This is a genomic window from Pseudomonas sp. B2M1-30, assembly GCF_025447575.1.
In the GTDB taxonomy this organism is placed as follows: Bacteria; Pseudomonadota; Gammaproteobacteria; order Pseudomonadales; family Pseudomonadaceae; genus Aquipseudomonas; species Aquipseudomonas botevensis.
Window position 1 is genome coordinate 498264 of the sequence record NZ_JAOEJT010000001.1, and the last position, 20707, is coordinate 518970.

Consider the following 20707-nt stretch of genomic DNA (forward strand, 5'->3'; position numbering starts at 1 on the left):
TCATCGCAACAGATAACACAGAACAAATCCGCCAGTTACGCTGGGATACGGGTCTTGATCCTGCCAAAAAGAACCGCACATAAAGAGTCGTTCATCGCGCATCGCCATGCCGGCAGGTTCTTCAATGAACTCGCTCTCATTGAACACGCTGTAGCCTTTTCCGCCGAAAATCGGGTCCAGAGTGGCGTCCGGTAGAAAACGCGCGACCACCGTAGACAATTCGTCATCAATGACGCCGGCTCCGACGCTTCCACCCACAACGATCGCGCCGTCTTCTTGTGATACGCAGTAGCGCCAGTTGAGCCCTTGAGAAAGAAACCCTGAATACAGCGGCTTGCCTTTATTGAAAGGGAGGCTGTAAGAGCCGCTCTTGTTCAAAACCATGATCAACCCTTTCTGGCGCTCTTCCAGCGCCTCCCTGGACCTGCCGACTGCGACGATCCGGCCATCACTTTCCCTTAGCGATACCGAGTGCAAACGCATCGAAAAGCCACTGGTGAGCGTTACAGGGCGTCCTTCATTGAATTCATTGTCGCCCTTGCCGGCATAGGTAAGGCGCGTTACAAACACGCCGGATATGCCTCTCTCCTGATTGAAAAAATCGCCGCAAACCACAATGCGTCCATCCGGCTGAAGGGCTACCCCCATGCCCGTACTCCAGTCATACATGACCCCCTCAAGCTCGACGAATGCAGAACCTTTTTCGTTCAAACTCGTGTCGCGGGAACCATTCGCATTACGTCGCAAGACGATGGCCTGGATCTTTCCGGATCGGTTGTAAGCATTGGAGACGATGACAATCTTGCCGTCAGCCTGCGCAATCACCGGAACTGCGCCGCCCTGGGAAAGCTGCCCGGCGCTGTTCGAGGTTTGAGCATCAATCCGACTGGAAGCGGTTACGGGTATGGCGTCATAACCGGAGTTACCGAAATTGCCGTAAGGAATGTTGAGAATCCCGTTGCCGTTCAACGTTAAATCCAGCTCACCGTCCTGGAGATGGCGAATCAATAGCAACGCGGTGTACTGCTCAAAGGTGCCCTGTGCGAAAACCAGCCACCCACCGTTCTCAGTGTGGGTGATGCTGAAAATCATCAGGTCAATGAGGCCTTTGATCCGTACCTCGACAATGCCCTGATTGTTTTCTCCAAACTGCGTATCCGCAGAACCATCCGCGTTCAATCGCGCCAGCACATACTTCTCGGGAGTTTCCCAGGATCGGGAAAGGATGATCGCCTTGCCCTCCGGCAACGCCAGGACCCCGTCCGCCGAAAGTTCGGAGCGTCCAGAAAAGGGCAGTCCGAGAAACTTTCCCTTGTTGAATGCTGGATCGAATGTACCTGGCTGCTTGATGCCGAGTGCTTGATTCATCGTCGTGCTCTCCATGAGTGTCAGAAGTCCTCCACTGCAGGACACCACGCTGATGGAACACCAATAACCCGGAGCTGGCACCTGTCAGATCTGACAGGTGTGTATCCATCCAGAGTGGAAAACCGGCTGTCGAGGGAGTTTCGCACGCATGAAAAAGGGGACCTTGGGTCCCCTTCCATCATTCGAATACTGGCCTTGTTCGAACTTGATTCAGGCCTTGGGCTTGGCCTTCTTCGGCTTCAAATACTTGGTCAGCCCCTGAAACCACATCACCAGCGCCGGGTTGCCCTTGATCTGGATCGTCTTGTCCTGAATCCCCTGCATGAACGCCAGTTGCTTGTTCTTCGCCTGCATCGTGGCAAAACCAAACGCCGCATCCTTGAAGGCAATGGCAAACGCCGGCTCGGGATACACGCCAGACTGGCTGGTAATCCGCTGATCCTTCACCCGGAAATGCCGCGCCACCTTGCCGTCCAGGGTCTGTAGCTGAAACACCAGCTCCTTGTCACCCAACTGCTGCTGGAACGCAGGATTGGTCCGACTGGCCTTGCCCATCAACAGACCCAGCATCCACAGAAGAAAACGAAATTTCATGCGCACAGCCTCAAAAGGAAAATGAACGGCTGGGGGAGTGTAAGGGATTCGGACGGATTCGCCACTATCCGGCACTGATAGAAGACGATGCAGCGCTTTTCTCGACTGATGACTACCAAGTCACGCTTTTTGGTTTGGGGTTGATCGCCTCCCTGTTTCGCCTCGCAGATGCATCCCGTGAGGCTGGGCGTCATGCCGAGCCATCGTCCTACACCTGAAGAAACACAATCCTGTAGGAGCTGCCCAAGGCTGCGATCTTTTGCACCGCCGCCCTGCAAAAACGTGGGAAATGTCCTGCAAATCGCCGGGCGGTGCATGAACTAGGCGGGGTGAGGGATCGTCGATAATCTCTGGCTGTCGCCGCAAAATCGGCGGCTCGAACGTGCAAGTTCGGCGGAGTACACATTCGGTTATGGCAATTCATCGGGCGTTTTTCTATGCTCGCGAATCGTTATGGCTGCTGTGTATGGGAGGTCTTCGGGCCTGCCGGGTAACTCCACCGGTCTTGCACACCTATGCACAGCTGCCACCACTTTCGAAGTGCGAGCGAATTGGTGTCGGCTCCTTAAATCTGGAGTAAGCCCTAATGATCAAACCAACCCCAAATCCTCCCGAAAACCCCGAAACCTCGCCCTACGAATCCCCCGACTCGAAGAAATTCCACGACGCGGCCGAACGCGCCCTCGACCACCACTTCAAGCCCTGTGCCCAACCATCCCGCCCAAAACACAAAGGCGCCCTCTTCACCCTCTCCGCCGACCACGACGCCGAAGCCCTGATGTCCAACGCCTCCCAGGACCTGCTGTCCATCAGCGCCATCGCCGCCGACCTGGCCGACGACCTCGACGGCACCCGCCGCTCCGTCGCCCTGGCCCTGAGCCGAATGGCCGACGGCGCGCGGTTGATGGTCGAAGGTGCGCTGGATTATCAGGAAGAGCGGGAGATGCGGCGTATGCCGGGTTGATGGGCTGCATGCCGTGAAATTGAAAAAGGGGACGTTAAGTCCCCTTTCTCGTGGATCGCCTCCACACCATCGGCCAGGCCGAGAATGAGCCCGAGTTTTCCAAAACAACCCTAAACCTCTTCATCGATGGTTTCGCGAAGACTCAGATGAGGCGTACTAATAGCATTTGCTCGGAGCTATCGGCTCAATCACTTCCGACTGAAGTCGCTTAGCCGCACTGAGACCTGACTCGTAGCCCTTATCGGCGGCAAGCTGGTAACACGCCAAGGCACGAGGAATATCCTTCTCGCCGAGATCGCCACTCTTCCAATAGTCGCCAAGCGAAACGATTGCATGCGCCGACCCCATGGAGCCGGCGCGAATAAGCTCTTTCTCCACGTCAGCTGGCCGCTGGCACGGCCCTCTCCCAGCGGTTTCGTTGCCGAAACAATAAAAGCCTGCAAGAGACTCTGCCCCACCTGGTGAGTTAACAGCGGCAGCTTTGAAAAGAGCTTCAACCTTGCTGTACTCCAACTGCGGAGCCATACCCGACAGACTCAGTCCAGCCGCAGTTTCACTGGAGATTGGATCGCCGGAAGCAGCCGCACACAGATAGTTTTCCAAAGCAGCCTCAAAAAGTTCTCCTGTCAGACGGTATTGCTCAAGACCACCTAAGCCAGCGAATCCTTGCGCACGCTGTGAGCAAAAATTTTCCTCACGACTTAATGAACGCGTACTGGCTACAGAAAGCTCCTTTTCGGGAATCGACCAGTCCTCAACCCCGTCAAGAGTCCAGCAGGCTTTGCGCGAAAAGTTGAAGATCTTGATATTGCTGTTTCCGGCACGTTTATCCACAACGTCAACGTGACGATCGTCCACCTTCTCGATTTCTATCCCTTCGACTTTCCCATCAGGCACCACAGCCATTAAGGGAAACGCCATGTCGCGTCCCACCTCTGCGGTGACGTGAGTCACTATCCGTCCTATATCCGACGTCCCCTTCAACACCAATAATTTCACCGCTTGCGCAGTCAGTCGCTTTTGCGATTCGGCATTGGCGGAGAAGGCTGGAAGAAACTGGGCGAAGTCTTGCGTAGGGCACGAGCCACGCCCAAATGCCAAGCCACTGCCGCTATCGGACGCGATATTGTCCAAAAACACCGACCGATCGCGACTCATCCTGGCGATACACAAGTTAACGGTGGTCACATACGCCGGCTGGCCGGTCTCAATTTCGAACGCTTCCAAAGGACAATTCGCATCGCGCAATTTCAGCCACGCACGTTGCGACTCTTTGACCTTCGCGGCGTATGCCGAGCCCAGCGCAGGATCCGCCCGATACTGTGTCTCAAGCCGTGCCATCAACTGCTGATAGCTGACGTTCAACTGCGTATCAGCAGACTTTTTCGCCGACTCGGAACACGGCAGCATTTCCAGACTTGAAGAAACCTGAGTGCAGTCATCCTGTGCATACACCGCCGACACCGGCAGCAATAACGCGCCGATTAATGCGAAAACAAAACGGTTCAATGTGTTCAATCCCTGACTCATTCAGATCATTCAGATTTTGCGCTTGGCAAAGCGGGTTGTGCATTGCTTGGGGCCATTCATTCCCCAATAAGCACTGAGCAATACTTTGCGTTTACTGTCGACACGGAGGTTGACGAAACCATCGCCGCAAGCGGGCTGTAGCTCCTGGAAGGTGGCGGTGTCGGGCTGATAAACAAAAATCCTGTGGATGGTGTACGTGCCCATGCCGTCATCAACCTGCCAGACCGCGAAGTCTTTCATGCCGTCGAAATTGAAATCATCAAGCTGCACACGCAGTTCGTTTTCGGCTTCGAAGGTGATTGTTCGGGATTCGTTGTGGCCATTGTTTATGACCGAAAGCACAAGCGTGGTCCCCTCCAGTGCAAGCGTCGCTTCGGTGCCCTGGGTTGGGCTGAACTTGGTCACCTCGGCCAACGCCGGGAACGTCCAGAGCAGGCCTAGCAGTAACGCCCCTGATTTTTTGAAATGCATGTACTCGCCCTACTCCCACTTGCAACCGGACTCCGAGGAGGAATCGACGCTGGTATTGGCAAGAAAATCGTACTTCTTACCGTTGAGTTTCTTCGTGTACGACATCGAGACAATCTGTGGCCCTTGAGTCACGAGTTCATAGACTCCCGTGACTTTGGCGTCCACGACCTCAGCCCATGTGGTGGTGACCTGCCAAGGTACATCCGGGGCGAGCACCTCGTTTTGGGAGTTCGTCAGCACAATGGAAATAGGTTCGCTGGATTTGGCGTACTTAACAAAGCCGCCTGACCATTTGCTGGCTTCGTCGTAGTAGGTGCGGAGTTCGAACTTTACCGGGCTCGACTGGGAAAGTTCGAAGCAGAGTGATTCGCTGGTGACTGCGCTCTTGGCGCCTGAAGGAAATAGCGCAAAAAAAAGAAAGCAAAAATTTTTCATGTTATAGAGGTCCATAACCCCACGGGCTAGTGCCGCGGCGCATCTCTTTCACCGCTTGCTTTTTCCCGAGCCTACGACGGTTGGTGAGCATGCCCTATCGTCGCGCTAATTAAGCAGGCGTCAGGCCATTAAAAAATGGGCAGATCTATTTAAGAAAAAATCTGCCCTATGATTTAGCAAAAATTCAAATTGGTTACTTCAGCGCATTTATGGATGGATCTTGATAATTCAATTCAATTTGAATACCAGCTTCTTCCGCCCTATCTTCTCGAGACTGCCGAATAGCAGCGTACTCTTTCAACTTGGCCGGCAGCAGTTCTTTCCAGCGCTTTTTTTCTTCAGCCTCGGGAAAAGCAGCGCTCCAATATTCACGCTCGGTGGTGAAACTCAAGCTAACCAAATACGTTCCGCGCTCATTAGGAGCATCATCAGAGTCTCGCCGCCATGCCTTCAGCGTAAGATGATTACCATCCTTATAAAAAAGCCAATTATAAAACTTTCCAACCTTCAACCACCGCTCAATATCTAGCTCGTAGTTTGGATCTAGCCACGGATGACTTAACACGTAATCACCCATGACTTCATCAGGTGAGCTAATTTTGTCAATCTGACTGCCCGAAACTCTAGGATCAGAAGGTGCGTAATAATGCACCCAACCCGCTTTCTTTATATCCTTTATCAACCCGTATAGAAACGCTCGATATTCATCATGTTTGCTGCCATCCGGGAGGCTGCGAACTGACAAGTCGAGGTTCTCTACAGTCGTACCTACCTCACCATCCACGGCAGCGCTGACACTGGCAACTTGATTCAGTCGCAAAGCCTTATTCACCTCAACTGACGGAAGGTCATCATCACCGAACGACTTCTTAACCTTATACCAGCACATGTCTACATCAGAAATGCACTCTTTTGAGAAAGGTACTGGGGAGTTAGAAAGTAGATCATTAATCTCTTCGCCAATTTCAATACTAATTAGCGGATTTCTGTTCGCCATGGAGCCAACTCCTACACTGTCTGAATCGCCGCATGCAGCAAGCAATAAAAAAACCAATAAACCGTAAAATTTCATTTCCGGTTTTTCCAGGTAGAAATCATCCCTATTTGCTGCTCCATATAATCTTTCTTTTGCCCCATCATTTTATGATATTGCCCTGCAATTTCCTGAATAAATTCCATTCGATCAGACTCGTTAAACAAGTCGCCTTTCGTCATCTGAACCCTCAGCTCTTTATTATTCACATCGCAGGCAGAACTAAAGGAGGCAACCCGCAAAGGTACGAAAGGGGCGCCTTCGGCAGTAGCTTGTGCCTGCAGAACCTTCTGAAACAGAAATCCGTTATAGATAAGCGGTTGAAGTATCCTTCTTTGCTCATGGTCAGCAATTGCCAAAAGCGATTGCTGCTGAAGATTTCGTCTCGCAACCGGATCAGGTGTCGTCTCGGATTTTTTTATGAGGTTGAAGCCTGCAGTGATATCAGGAGTCAGTCCCAAATTTTTCAGAACGGGTAGTGCCTCATCTGCCCAAGGCAACTCATCGATATTCATCTGAACTTGCGCATCGCAGCTCTTCGCATTTCGCTTCGGGGCACAGTCATTAAACTGCTCCGGATATTTTTTATAGAACCAATGCCAGACAAAAATATCCTGGAACAGCCAAAAATTACCCATGCCGAGGCCGTTTTTGCCTATTTTGTAGGGGATCTGAAATGGCAACGGCACTATACCTGTCAGATACGGTTCCGAAGGGATGTAATCCAGACCACACATGACTTGCTTGCTTGCGAAAGCCGCTAACCCCATCCAGTAAAAGCGTCCCTTTAAATCAGGCTTGCCGTCCTCACCGCGCTCTAGATAGAACTCAGCATAGGCTGCAGCGATGCGCGCGGCTCGTGCGCTGAAGTCACCCACCAACACCATTTTGCTCGACGAAGAAAACCAGCTCGTCTCCACCACGCTCAGTCGATTGATAGCCTCTTGCTGCCCCATCGTCCAAAGTTTGTCGCATTTCAAGGTGATTTCTTGAACTGAGCAGTTCTGATTGTTTGTTTTGAATGTAGCAACGGGTGCGCTCATTTATTTCTACTCGTTTCGTAATCGTCGGAGCCTTCCGGCACGATGAGTTCGTCCCACATCAGATGAACTTCAGCGGTTTCCTCGCTGTCGGTCACCACACGCGGATGCCGGCCATCCGCATCGCTTCTTGAAATTTTCGGTGCGACCGACGAAGGGAGAATAACGGCCGCCTTCACAGATTTGATCGGTTGCCCCAATCCGGTCACAAAGCGAATTTGTTCGTCAAACTTCGGGCTATTGGCGGTGCCGGATTTAAGCGTATTCCCCGCCCGAGCCTGATCCGCAATCATCGGAATGACCGGTGCCAGAATCCCGATTCCCGTGCCGCTTCCCGCCGAACCTCCGGCATTGATTTTCACCACCGGCCCAACCACCGTCACGCCGCCGCCATCGAGCTTGATAAAGCTCCCGCCGCCCAGAATGGTCAGTTCGGTTCCAGCCTCGATTACCATCTTGTCGCCAGACTTCAGATGGATTTCCTTTCCGACACTGGTCAACTGGGCAGTGCCAAGTTTGATGTGTTGGTTCTGTCCCACAGTTAGGTGATCGTCCTTACGCGCTTCAATTTTGCGGTCGGAGATGGTGGTGCGGTGTTCTTCGGCCTTGAGCTCGGTGTAGGTGTTCTTCACCACGGTGTCGTGGCGTTCATTGCCGACGCGGATCTTCTGGTCGTGCTCGATGTTTTCATCCCAGTCGCGCTGGGCGTGGATGAAGATTTGTTCGGCGCCTTTTTTGTCTTCGATGCGCAGTTCGTTGTAGCCACCGCCGCCAGGGGAGCTGAGGGTTTTGAAGACGCTGCGGGTTTTGTTCGCCGGCAAGGCGTAGGGCACCGGGTTTTCCTTGTGGTACAGGCAGCCGGTGACGAGGGGTTGGTCGGGGTCGCCTTCGAGGAAGGTGACGAGGACTTCCATGCCGATGCGCGGGATGGAGATGGCGCCGTAGCGATCGCCGGCCCAGGCGCTGGAGACGCGCAGCCAGCAGCTGGTTTTGTCGTCGGCCAGGCCTTCGCGGTCCCAGTGGAATTGCACTTTGACGCGGCCGTATTGGTCGCAGTGGATTTCTTCGCCTTTGGGGCCGGTGACCATGGCGGTCTGGCTGCCGAGGACGCGGGGTTTCGGGTGTTCCAGGGCCGGGCGGTAGAACACGTCCCACGGGGTGGCGAGGAAGGTGTTGCGGTAGCCCTGGTGGAAGTCGTCCTTGTTGTCGGTGGTGTCGCTGGTCACCGACTCTTCGAGGACTTGCGGCTGTTTGCCTTCGTGGAAGATTTCGGTGAGCAGCCACAGGTCGTTCCACTCGCTGCGCGGGTGGTCGGACATTTCCATGAAGTGGCCGCTGACCAGTTTGGTCTGGTCACCGCGACCTTCGGCCTGGCGATAGTCGGCGCGATGGCGTTCGAGGGCGCGCTGGCTGAGGAACTTGCCGCGCGCGCGGTCGATGAAGCGGCCGGGGTAATCGTAGTCTTCGAGATCCGGTTCAGTGCTTTCGCCATCCGGTTTGTAGGCCGCTTCCATTTGCAGGCGCGGCTTTTCGAAGTCGTAGTCGCGGCGCGTGGTGCGGCTGGTGCGGGTTTCCAGACGCAGCTTGAAGCCTTTGATCACAGGCTCTTCGGCGACCATGCCGCTGCCCTGCACGTAGGCCGTTGGCTGGCCGAGGTTGGGGAACACGGTCTGGTCGTCGCCGAACACCAGCAGGTGGGATTTTTCGCTGTGCTGGAAGTGGTAGTGGATACCCTCCTCCTCGCACAGGCGCTGGACGAAGTGCAGGTCGGTTTCGTCGTACTGCACGCAGTAGTCGCGATCCGGGCACGGCTGGCTCAGCTGGAAGCTGTAGGCGTTGGACTTGATGCCGTGCTCATCGAGGATCAGCGCGATGATTTTCGGCGCCGACATCTGCTGGTAGATGCGCTGGTTGGTGCGGTGATGCAGGTATTGCAGCTGCGGCACCAGCGAGACTTTGTAGCGCGTCAGGCGCTTGCCGGCATCGCCCTGGGCGACGCGATAGATCTGGCCATGAATGCCGGAACCCTGCGGATCGAGCGCAAGGAACGCCTGCTTGTGCAGGAGTTTTTCCAGATCCAGGTCGGGGTTTTCGCTGACCAGTTCCAGGTCGAAACGAAACGGCTGGCTGATGCCTTCGGTGCCGGTGAACGACAGCACTTGCAGGTCGCTGGTGTAGTCCTCGACCGTCAGGCTGAAGTGGGTTTCGTTAGCTGGGTTGAACATAGAGTGCTCCCTGTTCGAATGTCATCCGTTACGCCCCGAGTCGCAGACGTTGCAGCCAGGACGAAGTGGCGCCCATGGCGTCACGCAATTGTTGAGCCGTGATGTTGCGATCTGCCGCGTTGAAACTCAGCGCCGTGCGCAGCGCCGGCCAGCAGTGTCCGGGCAGGTTGCGCGGGGCTTGCAGCTCGCGCTCCAGGTGCTCGTCGCGGGCCTGGGTCGAGGGCAGGCGGCGGAAGGGGTGTTTGCCGCCCGCCAGTTCATAGATCACGCAGGCCACGCCGTACACGTCCGCGCTGGCCGATAGCGGTTGGCCCTCAAGCAGTTCGGGGGCGGCGTAGCCCGGGGTCCAGGCGTTGAAGCGCTCGCGGCTCAGGTGCGGCAGGCCGGGCAGGATGCCCTCTTCGGCCTGGCCGAGGCCGAAGTCGAACAGGCGCACGCCGTCTTCGCTGAGCATCACGTTGCTCGGTTTCATGTCACCGTGCAGCACGCCGCGACGGTGGGCGTAGGCCAGCGCGTCGAGCAGCGGCAACACGATGTCGCGCAATTCTTTCCACGGCAGCCCCAGGGGCCGCTCGCAGAGCAATTTGTCCAGGGTCAGGCCACGCATCAGCTCCATGGTGATGAAGGCCCGCTGGCAGTCGGTGTCCACTTCGAACGTGTGCGGTCGCAGCACGTTGTCGTGGCGCAGGCGTCGGGTCAGGGCGAACTCGCTGTAGAGCAAGGCACTGGCGTCCGGCGACTCGGCAAATTCTTCGCTGAGGATTTTCAGCGCGATGTAAGGATCGGGATCGCCGAACTGCTCGTGCAGCAGATCCCGTGCCCGGTAAACGGCGCCCATGCCGCCGGCCCCGAGCAGGCGCTCAAGGTGGTAGCGGCCGGCGAGAACGTCCGGCAGCGCACCGATGCTGGCCTTGGTCGGCGCCAGCAAAGGTTCTGCTTGATTGGCCTTGGCGAAGGCGAAGTAGGTCAGGTTGTTGGCCTGCTCTTCGCTCATCAGCAAGTCATCGATCGGCGATTCGATTTCACTCATTGGCGGATCACCACGGCAGTCAGGTTGTCCCGCGCGGAACCGCGCAGGGCGCCATCGAACAGACGTTCCAGCGCCACATGCGGCGCACTCAGACTCAGGGCGTTGCCCATGGCATCGCTGCTCAGCCCTTGATACAGACCATCGCTGCAGAGCAGGAACACATCACCCGGATACACCTCCAGTTCCAGCACATCCAGGGTCAGTTGTTCCGCCGCGCCGACCGCACGGGTCAACGCCTGTGCCGCCGGGTGCGCCGCCGCCTGCTCGACGCTCATCTGTTGCTCGTCGATCAGTTGCTGCTGCAGCGAGTGATCCTTGGACAGCTGATACAACCGCTGACCGCGCCACATATAGCAACGGCTGTCGCCGGCCCAGATGCAGGCCGCGCGATTGCCGTCCACCAGCAACGCCACGACGGTGCTGCCCATGATGCTGTCGTGACGCCCGGCGGTGACGGTCAACTCCTGCCCCAGGCGCCGGTTCAGCCAGTGCAGGCATTGGCGGATGGCTTTGAGGCGTTCGTCGAAATCGTCCTGCTGCGGCAGTTCAGCCAGGCTGGCGACGATCAACTGGCTGGCGATGTCGCCACCCTGATGACCGCCCATGCCGTCCGCGACCACCCACAGCCCATGCTGTGGGGAGTCAAGGAAGGCATCCTCGTTGCGCGCCCGCACCTTGCCCGGGTCGGTACGCGCCGCGCTGCGCCAGGGACTGGCCACCAGCATCAGAGCTGCACCGGCATACGGAAGGTACGCAGCACGCCCATGTCGAACGGGTTCGGCGTGCGCTGGCTGGTCAGCAGGTAGTTGGCGCGCAGGCCACCCACATCGGCTTTCAGCACCAGCACGTCGCGACCGGTCAGGTACTCGGTCTGCATCAGGTCGAACAGACGGAACAGCGACCATGGGCCGGAGTTCTTCTCGATACCGATCGGGCGACCGGCCATTTTGTCCATGACCAGACTGGTACGACCGTCTTCAGCATCGGTCGGCCATTTGAACGACATCGGCAGGATCGGGCCGTGGCGGTATTCCATAACCTTGTCGCCAAACTTGAACTCGGAACGGCTGACCGCCGGATCGAGGGTGTACGGCTCCAGTTTGAACTGCACGGTCGGCTCGGCCGGGTTGATCGAGAAGAAGCTCTGGCGAATCGTCAACGCGGCGGCCATCTGGTCGAGGTAGACCTTGGACACCGGCAGGCTGTGACCGTCGACGCTGCGCATCCGGTAGTTGCCCGGATCACCGCTCACGAACGGACGCATGTAGGTGTCGAAGAAGCGGTCGGCGATGCCTTGAGCCTTGAAGAACTCGCGGAAGTCGCTGATCGCCACGTCGCTGGTGCTCGAAGCGCTGAACGGATAACGCTTGCTGATGGTCTTGCCATACACGCTGTACAGCTCGTTCTGATAACGGCCGTTCAGGTATTGGTAGGCATCGTTGAGCACCAGGCGCCAGGAGTCTTCGGCCAGCACGTTGAACCACACGCTCAGCGGACGCGGCAGACGCCCGGACGCATTGCGCAGGTTGGTCAGCGCATCGCGCTGGCCGCTCATGCGGGTCTTGGCCAGTTCGAACGCGGCTTGTTCCGGCGAGCTGGAACGGGCCAGGCTGGCCAGTTGCAGTTGCAGGTCGTTGAGTGCGTTCAGCGCAGGCGTCAGGTCGGCCGCCGGGCCGTTGTTGTCGTCGAGCAGTTTATGCAGCGGTTCGAAGCGACGTTGCAGCGATTTCTTCGCGGTGTCCGGCAGGTTTTTCGCCACGGCCAGCGCAGAAGCCTTGTCCGCCACGGCTGACGCCAGTTTGCCGACTTTACCCAGCTTGCCTTTTTGCCCGGCCAACGCATCAGCGGCATCGCCCGCTTCATCGACCGGATCGGCAACCACCGGGAAACGGGTGTTCTCACGCACTTCGGTCAGCAGCGCCAGCACCGGCGAGTTGGCCGAAGTCAGACCCGCTAGTTGCTCGGCGCCTTCGCCAGCATCGCTGATCGGCGGCAATGCCACCTGGCCAACGGCCTCGCTCCAGTAGTTGGCGTAGTCGCGGAAGTACAGTTGCTCCAGCTCGACCATCAGGCGACGCAAGTCCATGTCGCTGATGCCCGCGCCTTCGCCCAGCACCCAGTTGTCACGCAGGATGTCGGTAACCAGCGCCGAGCCCTGCACCGAGAAATACTGCTGGTAGCCCTGCTGGGTGTAGAAACCCGGAATCACGTAGTCGGTGCCGACAAACAGCGAGCCCTGCGGGCCGAGGTGTTGGCTGAAACGGTATTCCGGCAGGTTGCGCGCCTGCTCGCGGAGCATGCGGTACACCACGTTCGCCAGGGATTCGCTACGCAACACCTGACGCGCCTGGGCGACCAACTGGTCGTTGAGCGGGTAGATGAATGGCTGCTTCAGCAGGCGTTCGAGGTGGGTGTTCAGACCGTTCTGCACCGCCGTGTTGCCGGTGTAGCGCAGCGACCAGTCAGTGGCGATCCAGTCCTTGAGCCACGCCGGATCGCGACGATCCTTCATGTTCAGCATCAGGTACGCGCGCAGGCTGTTGAGCAGGCGTTCGCGATCCTTCATGTTGGCGCGGATCTGGCCTTCCAGCAGGGTCGCAACCCGTGGCAACAGTTGCTTCTCGAGCTCGCGCTCGTAAGCCTCCCTGACCAGCGGATTGACGTCTTCGCCCTGATACAGACCGCCCCGTTCGTGGTACGAAACGTCGCCCTTCTTCGGGAACACCTGGGTCGCGGCGTAGCTGGTGTCGAGGGTTTTCAGCACGCCCATCGCGTCATCGCGCGGGGACAGCGCCGAACGTTGCTGGGTCCAGCTCTGCGCCAGGTTGCGCAGGTTTTCCAGACGCTCGTAGTTGGCCGAGAAACCACCGGCCCAGAGCATGCCGAACAGCGCCAGCGCCGCCAGTGCGCCAACGTACAACGCGCGCTGGCCCCAATGGATGCGGCTGCGTTCGCGCTTGTCCAGACCGGCCAGATCGGCCTCGGGGAAAATCACCTGGCTGAGCAAGTGGTGGATGAACCGCGAACGCCCGCTGCGCAAGGTCGGCAGCACACCGGCGTTCATGCCCAGGCTGGCGCCGATGCCGGCGGTGGTCGAGTCCATCTCCTGGGTCAGGTGCGGGGCGCTGGTCAGGTAGAAACCGCGCAGTTGCGTTGCCCGCTGATAGCGGTTGCCGGTGAACGCCATGTCGACGAACAGGCACAGGCGCTCGCCGATCTGCCCCAGTTGATGCGGGAAGTCGAGGATGCGGCCACGGCGCTGGGTGTCGCGCTCGGAGTGCATGCGCATGATCACCTGGCTGTTGAGGCGACGCAGCAGCTCTTCGAACTCGCCGCGCAGCACGGCGACGTCGGTGCCGACCTGATCCTTGCGGAAACTGGTGCCGAGTACCTGATCGCTTTCTTCGCGGGTCAGTTGGTCGAAGAACTCGTCGAAACCGAGCAGCTTGTCAGCCTTGCTCAGTACCAGATACACCGGCACATCGACGTGCAGCTTCTGATAAACGTCCTGCAGGCGCGCGCGCACCTGACGGGACAGGGTTTCCATCTCCTGCTCGCTGCCACCGGTGAGGATTTCCACCGGAATGGTCACCAGCACGCCGTTCAGCGGACGGCCGCGACGACACTTGCGCAGCAGTTCGAGCAAGGTAGTCCAGGCGCTGCCGTCGACTTCCGAATCGGCCTGGGTGGTGTAACGCCCGGCGGTGTCGACCAGCACGCCGTGGTCGGCAAAGTACCAGTCGCAATGACGGGTGCCGAGGGTGTCACGGGTCAGCTTGCGGTCGATCTTGTTGATCGGGAATTCCAGCCCGGAGAAGTCCAGCAGGCTGGTCTTGCCGCTGGCCTGCGGGCCGATCAGCAAGTACCACGGCAAGTCACTGCGCCAGCGTTCGCTGCGGCCGCGATACAGGCTTGAGGTCTTGAGGGTTTTCAGCGCGTCCTTGAACCGCGCCTTCAACTCTTTCTGCTCTTCGTCGATCAGCTCTTCGCGGCGAATCCGATCCTGACCGTCTTCGGTGGCTTCGACAGCTTTCTTGCGCACTCCGGCGCGCCAGCTGACGAAGACCATGGTCAGGCCCCAGATCAGGAACAGCACGCTGATGGTCAGCAGGCGGGAGGTCGAACCTTCCCAGAACTTGTAGTCATCGACCGCCAGCAATGGCCCGACGAACCACACCAGCAGCGCCACGAACAGCACCAGCAGCAGGGTCCAGACCCAGGTCTGGCGCAGGAAGGCGCCGACTTTCTTGAAAAACTTTTTCATCACACGTCCCTGTTTACGGCTGCGACTGCGGCTGGACCGCAACCGGATCGATCGGCTGATAGGGTTGCAGAATGGTGTCGCGCTGCTCGCCCAAGACCCAGGCGAAACCCGAATACATCATCACCAGGCAGACGAAGGTGAACAGCACCACCATCCACGCCGGCACGATGCGCACCAGACTGCGGCGCTGATCGTTGAGGCCTTCCCAGTGCGGCGACAGTTCGCGCGGCACGTCGCCACGCAACTGACGGATCTGCCGGTACAAGGCGTCGCGGATGCCTTCGAGTTCGAGCATGCCGCGCGCCTGCACGCGGTATTTGCCCTCGAAACCGAGGGACAGGCACAGGTACATCAGTTCCAGCATCGGCAGGTGCTTGACCGGGTTTTTCGACAGCCGATCCAGCAGCTGGAAGAACTTCTCGCCGCCGAAGGTTTCGTTGTGGAAGCTGCTGAGCAGGCTCATCTGCGACCATTCGCTCTCGTTGCCCCACGGCGTGGTGACGACGGCTTCGTCGACCACGGTGCAGAGCACGTAACGCGCGGCCATCACCTGGCTGCTTTCGGCGCCGTTGTGCAGGGCGCGCACTTCAAACAGCTTGAGCCCGGCGGTCAGGCGCTCGTTGAGCGCGTAGAGGTCCTCGCGGGTTTCGCTGTGCTTGAGGCGCACCACTTCCGAGAGCAGCTCGGAGGACGCGGCCACCAGCGAATTGAGGCTGATGTTGAAGGCTTCCGCCGGGCGCAGGCGCGCGGCGTAGATCATCCGTTCTTCCAGTTGCTCGAAGCGCGGCGGCGCGGCGAAGTCGGTCAGCGGACTCGACGCCGGGCCATGGCCCTGACGGTCGAGCAGGACGGTTTTGTCGTCCTGGTTGTGTTCCATGTCCTTGATCATGTCGGTCAGTTCCTGATGGCCCAGAATTTCAGTTCAAGCTCGGCAAATTCGCCGGACACGTGGAACGCGAAGCCGCCGGAGCGTTCGAGTTGCGCCAGGTCTTCGGAACTGAGTTCGAGGATGAAATAGGTTTTGTTCGAGTGGAACGCGATCTGCCGTGGGGCCACCGGCAACGGTTTGACCTTGATCCCCGGCAGGTGCAGGTTGACCAGTTGGCGAATCCGCTCCACCGGGCCGACCTTGAGGTGCGCCGGCAAGCGGTGGCGCAGTTCTTCCGAGTCGCAGTTGGCACTGGCCGCAAGCACGAACGACGCCGAGCCCAGCAGTTTGTGGTCGTGCAACGGCGACACGATGATCCCGTACTGACGCGCTTGCAGGATCAGTTCGATGGCGTGCTGTTCCAGCACCATCGACAACACCTGACGGATCGACTCCATCAGTTTGCGGAAACTCGCGCCTTGGTCGGCGTGGGAGTAGCGGCTGTCCAGACGCGGACGCTTGCTGTCGCTGGAGAAGGTCGCCAGATCGCCGAGCATGGTCAGCAGCGTGCGATACAGCTCTTCCGGGTGTACTTGCTCCAGGCCCAGGTAGTGGCGCAGCAGCAACTCGGTGCGGTTGATCAGTTGCAGCATCATGAAGTCGCCGACTTCCGCGCCGCCGACCTTGCCGTTCGAACGAATGCGCTCGGCAATCGTGTCGCCCCGGTGGTTGAGCATGCTGATCACTTCTTTCAGGCACGACAGCAGGTAGCTGGAGGCATGGGCCTGAATGTAGGTCGGGACGAAATCCGGATCGAGGCTGATCACGCCGTCGGGCGTGGTGTCGAGCACGTCGCAGATCTTCAGCTTCACATAAGCCTGGTCGCTCTGCTGCTCGCCGAGCAACAGTTTGAAGTCCGGGCGACCGCATTTGACCTGGCTCGACGAGTCGTCGCCGGCGTTGGAGTCGGCCACTTCGGTTTCATAGGCGGTGTAGCGCGCCAGCACGTCGGACTGCTCCGGGCGGCGGGCTTCGATGTGGTTGCCGGTAACCAGCGGCAGCGCCAGATAGATCGGCGTGTTGCCGGTGTTCGGCGGCACGTCCAGCGCCAGCGGCTCGGTGTTGCCGCCGAGTTCGAACAGGCTGCCGTCCGGCAGGATCCCCGAGGCTTCACTGATCACCAGTTTGCCCATGTTGAGGAATTGCAGGTCGATCTCCAGATTGAGGAAGCCCCAGGTGTAGCCACCCAGCAACTGGGTGCGGGTCTTCATCTGATGATCGTAGTAACGGTCGTTGTGCTGGAAGTGCTGCGGGCGCAGCAACATGCCTTCCTGCCAAATGACTTTATGGGTATTCATGATCAGTCATCCGCCTTGGCGAGCACTTCGTGGGTATTGCGGATACCGGCCTGGTCGAGGGTCAGGTCAGCCTCGTTGAGTTCCACCGGGGTGAGCTGGATCGTGTAGCGCCATTTGGTTTCCGGCAGATCGCGATACGCGGCGAGGATGCCCACATAACGGCTGCCCTCCTCCACGCTGAGTTTCATTTCCACGGTTTCACCGGGGCGCAGTTCGAGTTCTTCGCTGGCCACCAGATCCGGGTTGAGGGATTCCTTGGCGCGCTCGTAAAGGCTGAAGAAGTCAGCGTTCTCGAAGGTCACCGGATGCTTGAGTTCGAACAGCCGCACCACGATCGGCGACGGGCGGCCGTTGAGGTCCGGGTTCAACTGATCGCTGCCGGTCAGCTTCAGGTTGACCTTGGTCACTTTCGAATACGGCGACAGCGACGAGCAACCGGCGAGCAGCACCAGCAAGGTGAGCGCGGTCAGCGTCTGGAAAAAAGCGGTCGAGCGGCGAGACATGCGCATCATCCTTGGTGGTCGGTGTGGAGGGTGGAAATCAGGCGAATCTGTTCTTCGTAGGCCTGGGCGAAATCGCGGGCGAGCAGGCGTTCGCTCCAGTCGTCGTCCTGACGCAGCGCCTGGTGGTAACGGCCAAAGGCTCTCCAGCGCCCGCCGGAGGTGGCGATCAACGGTTTGTTGTCGCGCTCGAAACGCAGGGTCAACTGCTCCGGCGAGAAGTGCTCCAGGGTGCCGCGAACCGCTGCACGACTGGCGGTCAGCAGCGCCACCTGATGCGCCTGCAAGTCGCGGAACGCCCGGGAAATGGCTTGCTCGGCCGGCAGGTGCCCCGGCTTGTGCGGCTGCAACAGGATGTCCAGGGCTTCGCTGGCATCCACCGCGAATTTCAGCGGGTTCTTGTTGGTGCCTTGCACGGTGGTCTGGGCCAGACGCAGTTCGTTTTTCAGCTCGGAACGGGTGCGCAGGCTCTGCTGCAAACCGCCGACGCTTTGCTTGAGCAGACGCGCGGCGTTCAGCGCCAGGGCTTCGCGGGCGTCGTGATCCAGGCCTTTGACATCCACGCCCAACGCAGCGCCGAACTTCTCCCAGAAACCTTCGCTCTGACGCTCGACGGCTTTCGGGGCCGGAGCAGGCGCAGGTTCAGCGGGAGCGACGATCAGCTCCGGCACCATCAGACTTTCCATGTCGATGCGCGCGTAGTCGGCACGCTGACGGGAGTCTTCCGGCTTGGTGTTCGGTGCCAGCAGCTCGTCGATTTCCGAATACACACGCTCCTGCTGTTCGAGGGCGTTGAGCGGATCGAGGTCGAGGAACGCGTCGTCCGGGATGATGCTGCCGGCCGCGCGCGGGCGCCCCGCCTCACCGTCGAAGGTCGCCGGGTCGCGCACCAGACGCGCGCGAATCTCGAAGTCGCCCAGCACGTATGTGCTGCCATGCTCGATGCGCACCGGCTCGCCCTTGTGCAGACGCGCACCGCTGTCACCGTCCTGCACGCCGTTGCTGCTGGTGTCGGTCAGGAAAAACGTACCCTCGCGATAGCTGACGATCGCGTGGTGGTTGGACAGGTGACGCTTGCGGTCCGGGATGATCCAGTCGCAGTCCTCGCCCCGCCCGATCACGCCGCCGGCCTGTTTGAAGGTCTTCTGGCACAACTCGGTGGGCACGAACTGCTTGGTGTTCAGCATTTCGAAAACCAGTTCCATGTTTGATGCTCCTTGCGGTCACTTGCCGCGATTGACCGCTTGCGGATCACCCAACGGGCGATAGTCGTTGTCGTTGAATTTGTAATTGCCGCTGCAACCGCCGAGGCCGCATAGAACGACGAGGGCCAGCAAGGCGGCGTGCCAGTGACGAACAGACATCAGAGAGTCTCCAGGGCTAGACAAAGCACAAAGCGCCGACCCTCTCGGGCGGCGCTGAAATTGATGACCGGGTGGATCGCGAAGGCTCTGGATTGCGGCCTTCGCGTCATCCTCCGGGAGGAGGACAACAATCGGCGATCAGCCATCGAAGTCCCCCAGATTGATATTCAGGCGCCCCAACCGGTACAGCAGCGTGCGGCGCGGCAGGCCCAGTTCGCGGGCAGCGAGGGTCTGGTTGCCGTCGTTCTTGCGCAGGCAGTCGAGCAGCAGATTGCGTTCAACCTGCTCCAGACGTTCACGCAGGTTCAGGCTGCTGTTGTCGTCCGGCGCCGGGTCCAGGCGCAGGGAAAAATGCTCGGCCAGCAACTCGCCGCCCTCGCACAACAGCACTGCGCGCTCGACCAGACCTTTGAGTTCGCGCACGTTGCCGGGGAAGCTGTAGCCGGACAGATGTTCGAGCGCCGCTTCCGACCAGCGCACCGGATCACGTTGCAGGAACGTGCAGGCCTTGTCGGCGAAGTGCCGGGCCAGATCGAGGATGTCGCCTTCACGCTGCCGCAGCGCCGGCAGTTCGATCGGGAACTGCGCGAGGCGGTAGTACAGGTCCTCGCGGAACTTGCCTTCGGTGACCAGCACCGACAGGTCGCGGTGAGTCGCGGCAATGATGCGCACGTCGATCTTGTGGGTGTCGTTGGAACCCAGCGGGCGGATCTCGCCCTCCTGCAACACGCGCAACAACTTGGCCTGCAACGACAGCGGCATGTCGCCGATTTCATCGAGCAACAGAGTGCCGCCATTGGCCGCGTCGAACAGCCCGGCACGGTCGCGATCAGCGCCGGTGAAAGCGCCTTTGCGGTAGCCGAACAGCTCGCTCTCCAGCAGGTTTTCCGGGAACGCCGCGCAGTTCTGCACGATGAACGCCTGGGAGCGGCGCGGGCCGCAATCGTGGATCGCCCGCGCCACCACTTCCTTGCCGGTGCCGGTCTCGCCACGCAGCAGCACGGTGTACGGGCTGTGCAGGACTTTGCTGATCAGCGAGTAGGTCTGGCGCATCGCCGCGCTCTTGCCGATCAGCCCGTAGCCGCTGGCGCTCGGAATATTGCGCAGGGCCGGCGGCTGGTCGCTCAACGGTTGCCGCAGGCGTTGCAGCAAATGCAGCTGACCGAGCACGAACGAGCCGAGCTGACCGAGGGAGTCGGCAAAACCTTGCAGGTCGACATGACGACGGCTGGCGCACAGCAGCAGGCCTTCGACGGATTTCTGCTGATTGACCAGCGGCACGCACAACAGCGACTGCCACGGCGCGACCGCCGCCGGCAGGAAACTGGTTTCGTGCAGGCTGCCGCTCAACTCGTTCAGGCACACCACGCGGTTCTGGCACAGGGCGAATTGCAGCAGTTGCTCGCCGTTGTAGTCCGCCGGCAGGCTCGCCGCTTCCCGGGGTTGCAGCAAGCCGTCGAGGCACTCGGCATTCATTCCCAGGCAGGTGTGCGTGGCGTCGAGCAGGTACAACTGCGTCAACTCACAACCGCTGAGCTCGGCCAGGCCGCGCACGAAGTCACCCAGCAGCGCAGCGCCGTCCGCCGCCCGCGACAGGCTGGCGAACTGCGCCAGCAAGGCTTCGGCGTAGACCAGCGGCTGCGGCACTTGAGTGAACATCACG

General features: G+C 59.3%; 18 protein-coding genes. 1 reads left to right on the forward strand and 17 read right to left on the reverse strand.

All coding sequences use genetic code 11. The annotated features are described in order from the left end of the window. Entirely contained in the window at window positions 1-1368 is a 1368-nt protein-coding gene (locus tag N8H74_RS02310; protein WP_262146040.1) for a hypothetical protein, read from the reverse strand. A gap of 210 nt (window positions 1369-1578) precedes the next feature. After that, complete coding sequence (locus N8H74_RS02315) at window positions 1579-1962, reverse strand: SCP2 sterol-binding domain-containing protein (protein WP_217829213.1); 384 nt, start codon at window positions 1960-1962, stop codon at window positions 1579-1581. 586 nt (window positions 1963-2548) lie between these two features. On the opposite strand from N8H74_RS02315, the gene N8H74_RS02320 reads away from it, so the two are divergent. Further along, window positions 2549-2926, forward strand: coding sequence for a DUF6124 family protein (locus N8H74_RS02320; RefSeq protein WP_262146041.1), 378 nt, complete (start codon window positions 2549-2551; stop codon window positions 2924-2926). 156 nt (window positions 2927-3082) lie between these two features. Here N8H74_RS02320 and N8H74_RS02325 read toward each other — a convergent pair whose 3' ends face one another. The 15 genes from N8H74_RS02325 to N8H74_RS02395 all read right to left on the reverse strand — a co-directional run bounded on the left by N8H74_RS02325 (window position 3083) and on the right by N8H74_RS02395 (window position 20703). Then, complete coding sequence (locus N8H74_RS02325; RefSeq protein WP_262146239.1) at window positions 3083-4435, reverse strand: lysozyme inhibitor LprI family protein; 1353 nt, start codon at window positions 4433-4435, stop codon at window positions 3083-3085. A 30-nt stretch (window positions 4436-4465) separates the two neighbouring features. Continuing rightward, the gene (locus N8H74_RS02330) at window positions 4466-4927 is read right to left on the reverse strand and encodes a hypothetical protein (protein WP_262146042.1); all 462 of its coding nucleotides are present in this window, start codon (window positions 4925-4927) and stop codon (window positions 4466-4468) included. A 9-nt stretch (window positions 4928-4936) separates the two neighbouring features. Continuing rightward, window positions 4937-5362, reverse strand: a complete 426-nt coding sequence (locus tag N8H74_RS02335) for a hypothetical protein (protein WP_262146043.1) — start codon at window positions 5360-5362, stop codon at window positions 4937-4939. A 193-nt stretch (window positions 5363-5555) separates the two neighbouring features. Continuing rightward, window positions 5556-6434, reverse strand: a complete 879-nt coding sequence (locus tag N8H74_RS02340; protein ID WP_262146044.1) for a hypothetical protein — start codon at window positions 6432-6434, stop codon at window positions 5556-5558. Then, on the reverse strand, window positions 6431-7438 hold the full coding sequence (locus N8H74_RS02345; RefSeq protein ID WP_262146046.1) for a hypothetical protein: 1008 nt from the start codon (window positions 7436-7438) through the stop codon (window positions 6431-6433). Before N8H74_RS02345 ends, N8H74_RS02340 begins: the two co-directional genes overlap by 4 nt. Beyond that, window positions 7435-9660: a type VI secretion system tip protein VgrG gene (locus N8H74_RS02350; RefSeq protein ID WP_262146047.1), complete on the reverse strand. Its 2226-nt coding sequence runs from the start codon at window positions 9658-9660 to the stop codon at window positions 7435-7437. Before N8H74_RS02350 ends, N8H74_RS02345 begins: the two co-directional genes overlap by 4 nt. A gap of 28 nt (window positions 9661-9688) precedes the next feature. Then, a complete protein-coding gene (locus N8H74_RS02355; RefSeq protein WP_217829205.1) occupies window positions 9689-10690 on the reverse strand; it encodes a serine/threonine-protein kinase in 1002 nt (333 codons plus the stop codon). Further along, the gene (locus tag N8H74_RS02360) at window positions 10687-11415 is read right to left on the reverse strand and encodes a PP2C family serine/threonine-protein phosphatase (protein WP_262146048.1); all 729 of its coding nucleotides are present in this window, start codon (window positions 11413-11415) and stop codon (window positions 10687-10689) included. The genes N8H74_RS02355 and N8H74_RS02360 overlap by 4 nt, the downstream gene beginning before the upstream one ends. Then, window positions 11415-14954 carry a type VI secretion system membrane subunit TssM gene (gene tssM / locus N8H74_RS02365; protein WP_262146049.1) on the reverse strand — a complete coding sequence of 1180 codons (3540 nt, stop codon included), beginning with the start codon at window positions 14952-14954 and terminating at the stop codon, window positions 11415-11417. Before tssM ends, N8H74_RS02360 begins: the two co-directional genes overlap by 1 nt. Window positions 14955-14967: 13 nt before the next feature. After that, window positions 14968-15843 carry a type IVB secretion system protein IcmH/DotU gene (icmH, locus tag N8H74_RS02370; RefSeq protein ID WP_217829202.1) on the reverse strand — a complete coding sequence of 292 codons (876 nt, stop codon included), beginning with the start codon at window positions 15841-15843 and terminating at the stop codon, window positions 14968-14970. A 5-nt stretch (window positions 15844-15848) separates the two neighbouring features. After that, on the reverse strand, window positions 15849-17180 hold the full coding sequence (gene tssK / locus N8H74_RS02375; protein ID WP_217829201.1) for a type VI secretion system baseplate subunit TssK: 1332 nt from the start codon (window positions 17178-17180) through the stop codon (window positions 15849-15851). 2 nt (window positions 17181-17182) lie between these two features. Further along, on the reverse strand, window positions 17183-17683 hold the full coding sequence (gene tssJ, locus N8H74_RS02380; protein ID WP_217829200.1) for a type VI secretion system lipoprotein TssJ: 501 nt from the start codon (window positions 17681-17683) through the stop codon (window positions 17183-17185). A gap of 5 nt (window positions 17684-17688) precedes the next feature. Next, complete coding sequence (tagH, locus tag N8H74_RS02385; RefSeq protein ID WP_217829199.1) at window positions 17689-18885, reverse strand: type VI secretion system-associated FHA domain protein TagH; 1197 nt, start codon at window positions 18883-18885, stop codon at window positions 17689-17691. Window positions 18886-18903: 18 nt separating this feature from the next. Beyond that, the gene (locus N8H74_RS02390; protein ID WP_217829198.1) at window positions 18904-19044 is read right to left on the reverse strand and encodes a type VI secretion protein; all 141 of its coding nucleotides are present in this window, start codon (window positions 19042-19044) and stop codon (window positions 18904-18906) included. A gap of 138 nt (window positions 19045-19182) precedes the next feature. Continuing rightward, window positions 19183-20703 carry a sigma 54-interacting transcriptional regulator gene (locus tag N8H74_RS02395; RefSeq protein WP_217829197.1) on the reverse strand — a complete coding sequence of 507 codons (1521 nt, stop codon included), beginning with the start codon at window positions 20701-20703 and terminating at the stop codon, window positions 19183-19185. Between the last annotated feature and the right edge of the window lie 4 nt (window positions 20704-20707).

Excerpts from the sequence above, each read along its gene's own strand:
- N8H74_RS02360 (WP_262146048.1), bottom strand. The coding sequence starts at position 11,415 with ATGCTGGTGGCCAGTCCCTGGCGCAGCGCGGCGCGTACCGACCCGGGC.
- N8H74_RS02390 (WP_217829198.1), bottom strand. The coding sequence starts at position 19,044 with ATGTCTGTTCGTCACTGGCACGCCGCCTTGCTGGCCCTCGTCGTTCTA.
- N8H74_RS02310 (WP_262146040.1), bottom strand. The coding sequence starts at position 1,368 with ATGAATCAAGCACTCGGCATCAAGCAGCCAGGTACATTCGATCCAGCA.
- N8H74_RS02330 (WP_262146042.1), bottom strand. The coding sequence starts at position 4,927 with ATGCATTTCAAAAAATCAGGGGCGTTACTGCTAGGCCTGCTCTGGACG.
- tssJ (WP_217829200.1), bottom strand. The coding sequence starts at position 17,683 with ATGTCTCGCCGCTCGACCGCTTTTTTCCAGACGCTGACCGCGCTCACC.
- N8H74_RS02320 (WP_262146041.1), top strand. The coding sequence starts at position 2,549 with ATGATCAAACCAACCCCAAATCCTCCCGAAAACCCCGAAACCTCGCCC.
- N8H74_RS02335 (WP_262146043.1), bottom strand. The coding sequence starts at position 5,362 with ATGAAAAATTTTTGCTTTCTTTTTTTTGCGCTATTTCCTTCAGGCGCC.
- N8H74_RS02315 (WP_217829213.1), bottom strand. The coding sequence starts at position 1,962 with ATGAAATTTCGTTTTCTTCTGTGGATGCTGGGTCTGTTGATGGGCAAG.
- N8H74_RS02395 (WP_217829197.1), bottom strand. The coding sequence starts at position 20,703 with ATGTTCACTCAAGTGCCGCAGCCGCTGGTCTACGCCGAAGCCTTGCTG.
- N8H74_RS02340 (WP_262146044.1), bottom strand. The coding sequence starts at position 6,434 with ATGAAATTTTACGGTTTATTGGTTTTTTTATTGCTTGCTGCATGCGGC.
- tssM (WP_262146049.1), bottom strand. The coding sequence starts at position 14,954 with ATGAAAAAGTTTTTCAAGAAAGTCGGCGCCTTCCTGCGCCAGACCTGG.
- tssK (WP_217829201.1), bottom strand. The coding sequence starts at position 17,180 with ATGAATACCCATAAAGTCATTTGGCAGGAAGGCATGTTGCTGCGCCCG.
- N8H74_RS02345 (WP_262146046.1), bottom strand. The coding sequence starts at position 7,438 with ATGAGCGCACCCGTTGCTACATTCAAAACAAACAATCAGAACTGCTCA.
- N8H74_RS02350 (WP_262146047.1), bottom strand. The coding sequence starts at position 9,660 with ATGTTCAACCCAGCTAACGAAACCCACTTCAGCCTGACGGTCGAGGAC.
- N8H74_RS02355 (WP_217829205.1), bottom strand. The coding sequence starts at position 10,690 with ATGAGTGAAATCGAATCGCCGATCGATGACTTGCTGATGAGCGAAGAG.
- icmH (WP_217829202.1), bottom strand. The coding sequence starts at position 15,843 with ATGATCAAGGACATGGAACACAACCAGGACGACAAAACCGTCCTGCTC.
- tagH (WP_217829199.1), bottom strand. The coding sequence starts at position 18,885 with ATGGAACTGGTTTTCGAAATGCTGAACACCAAGCAGTTCGTGCCCACC.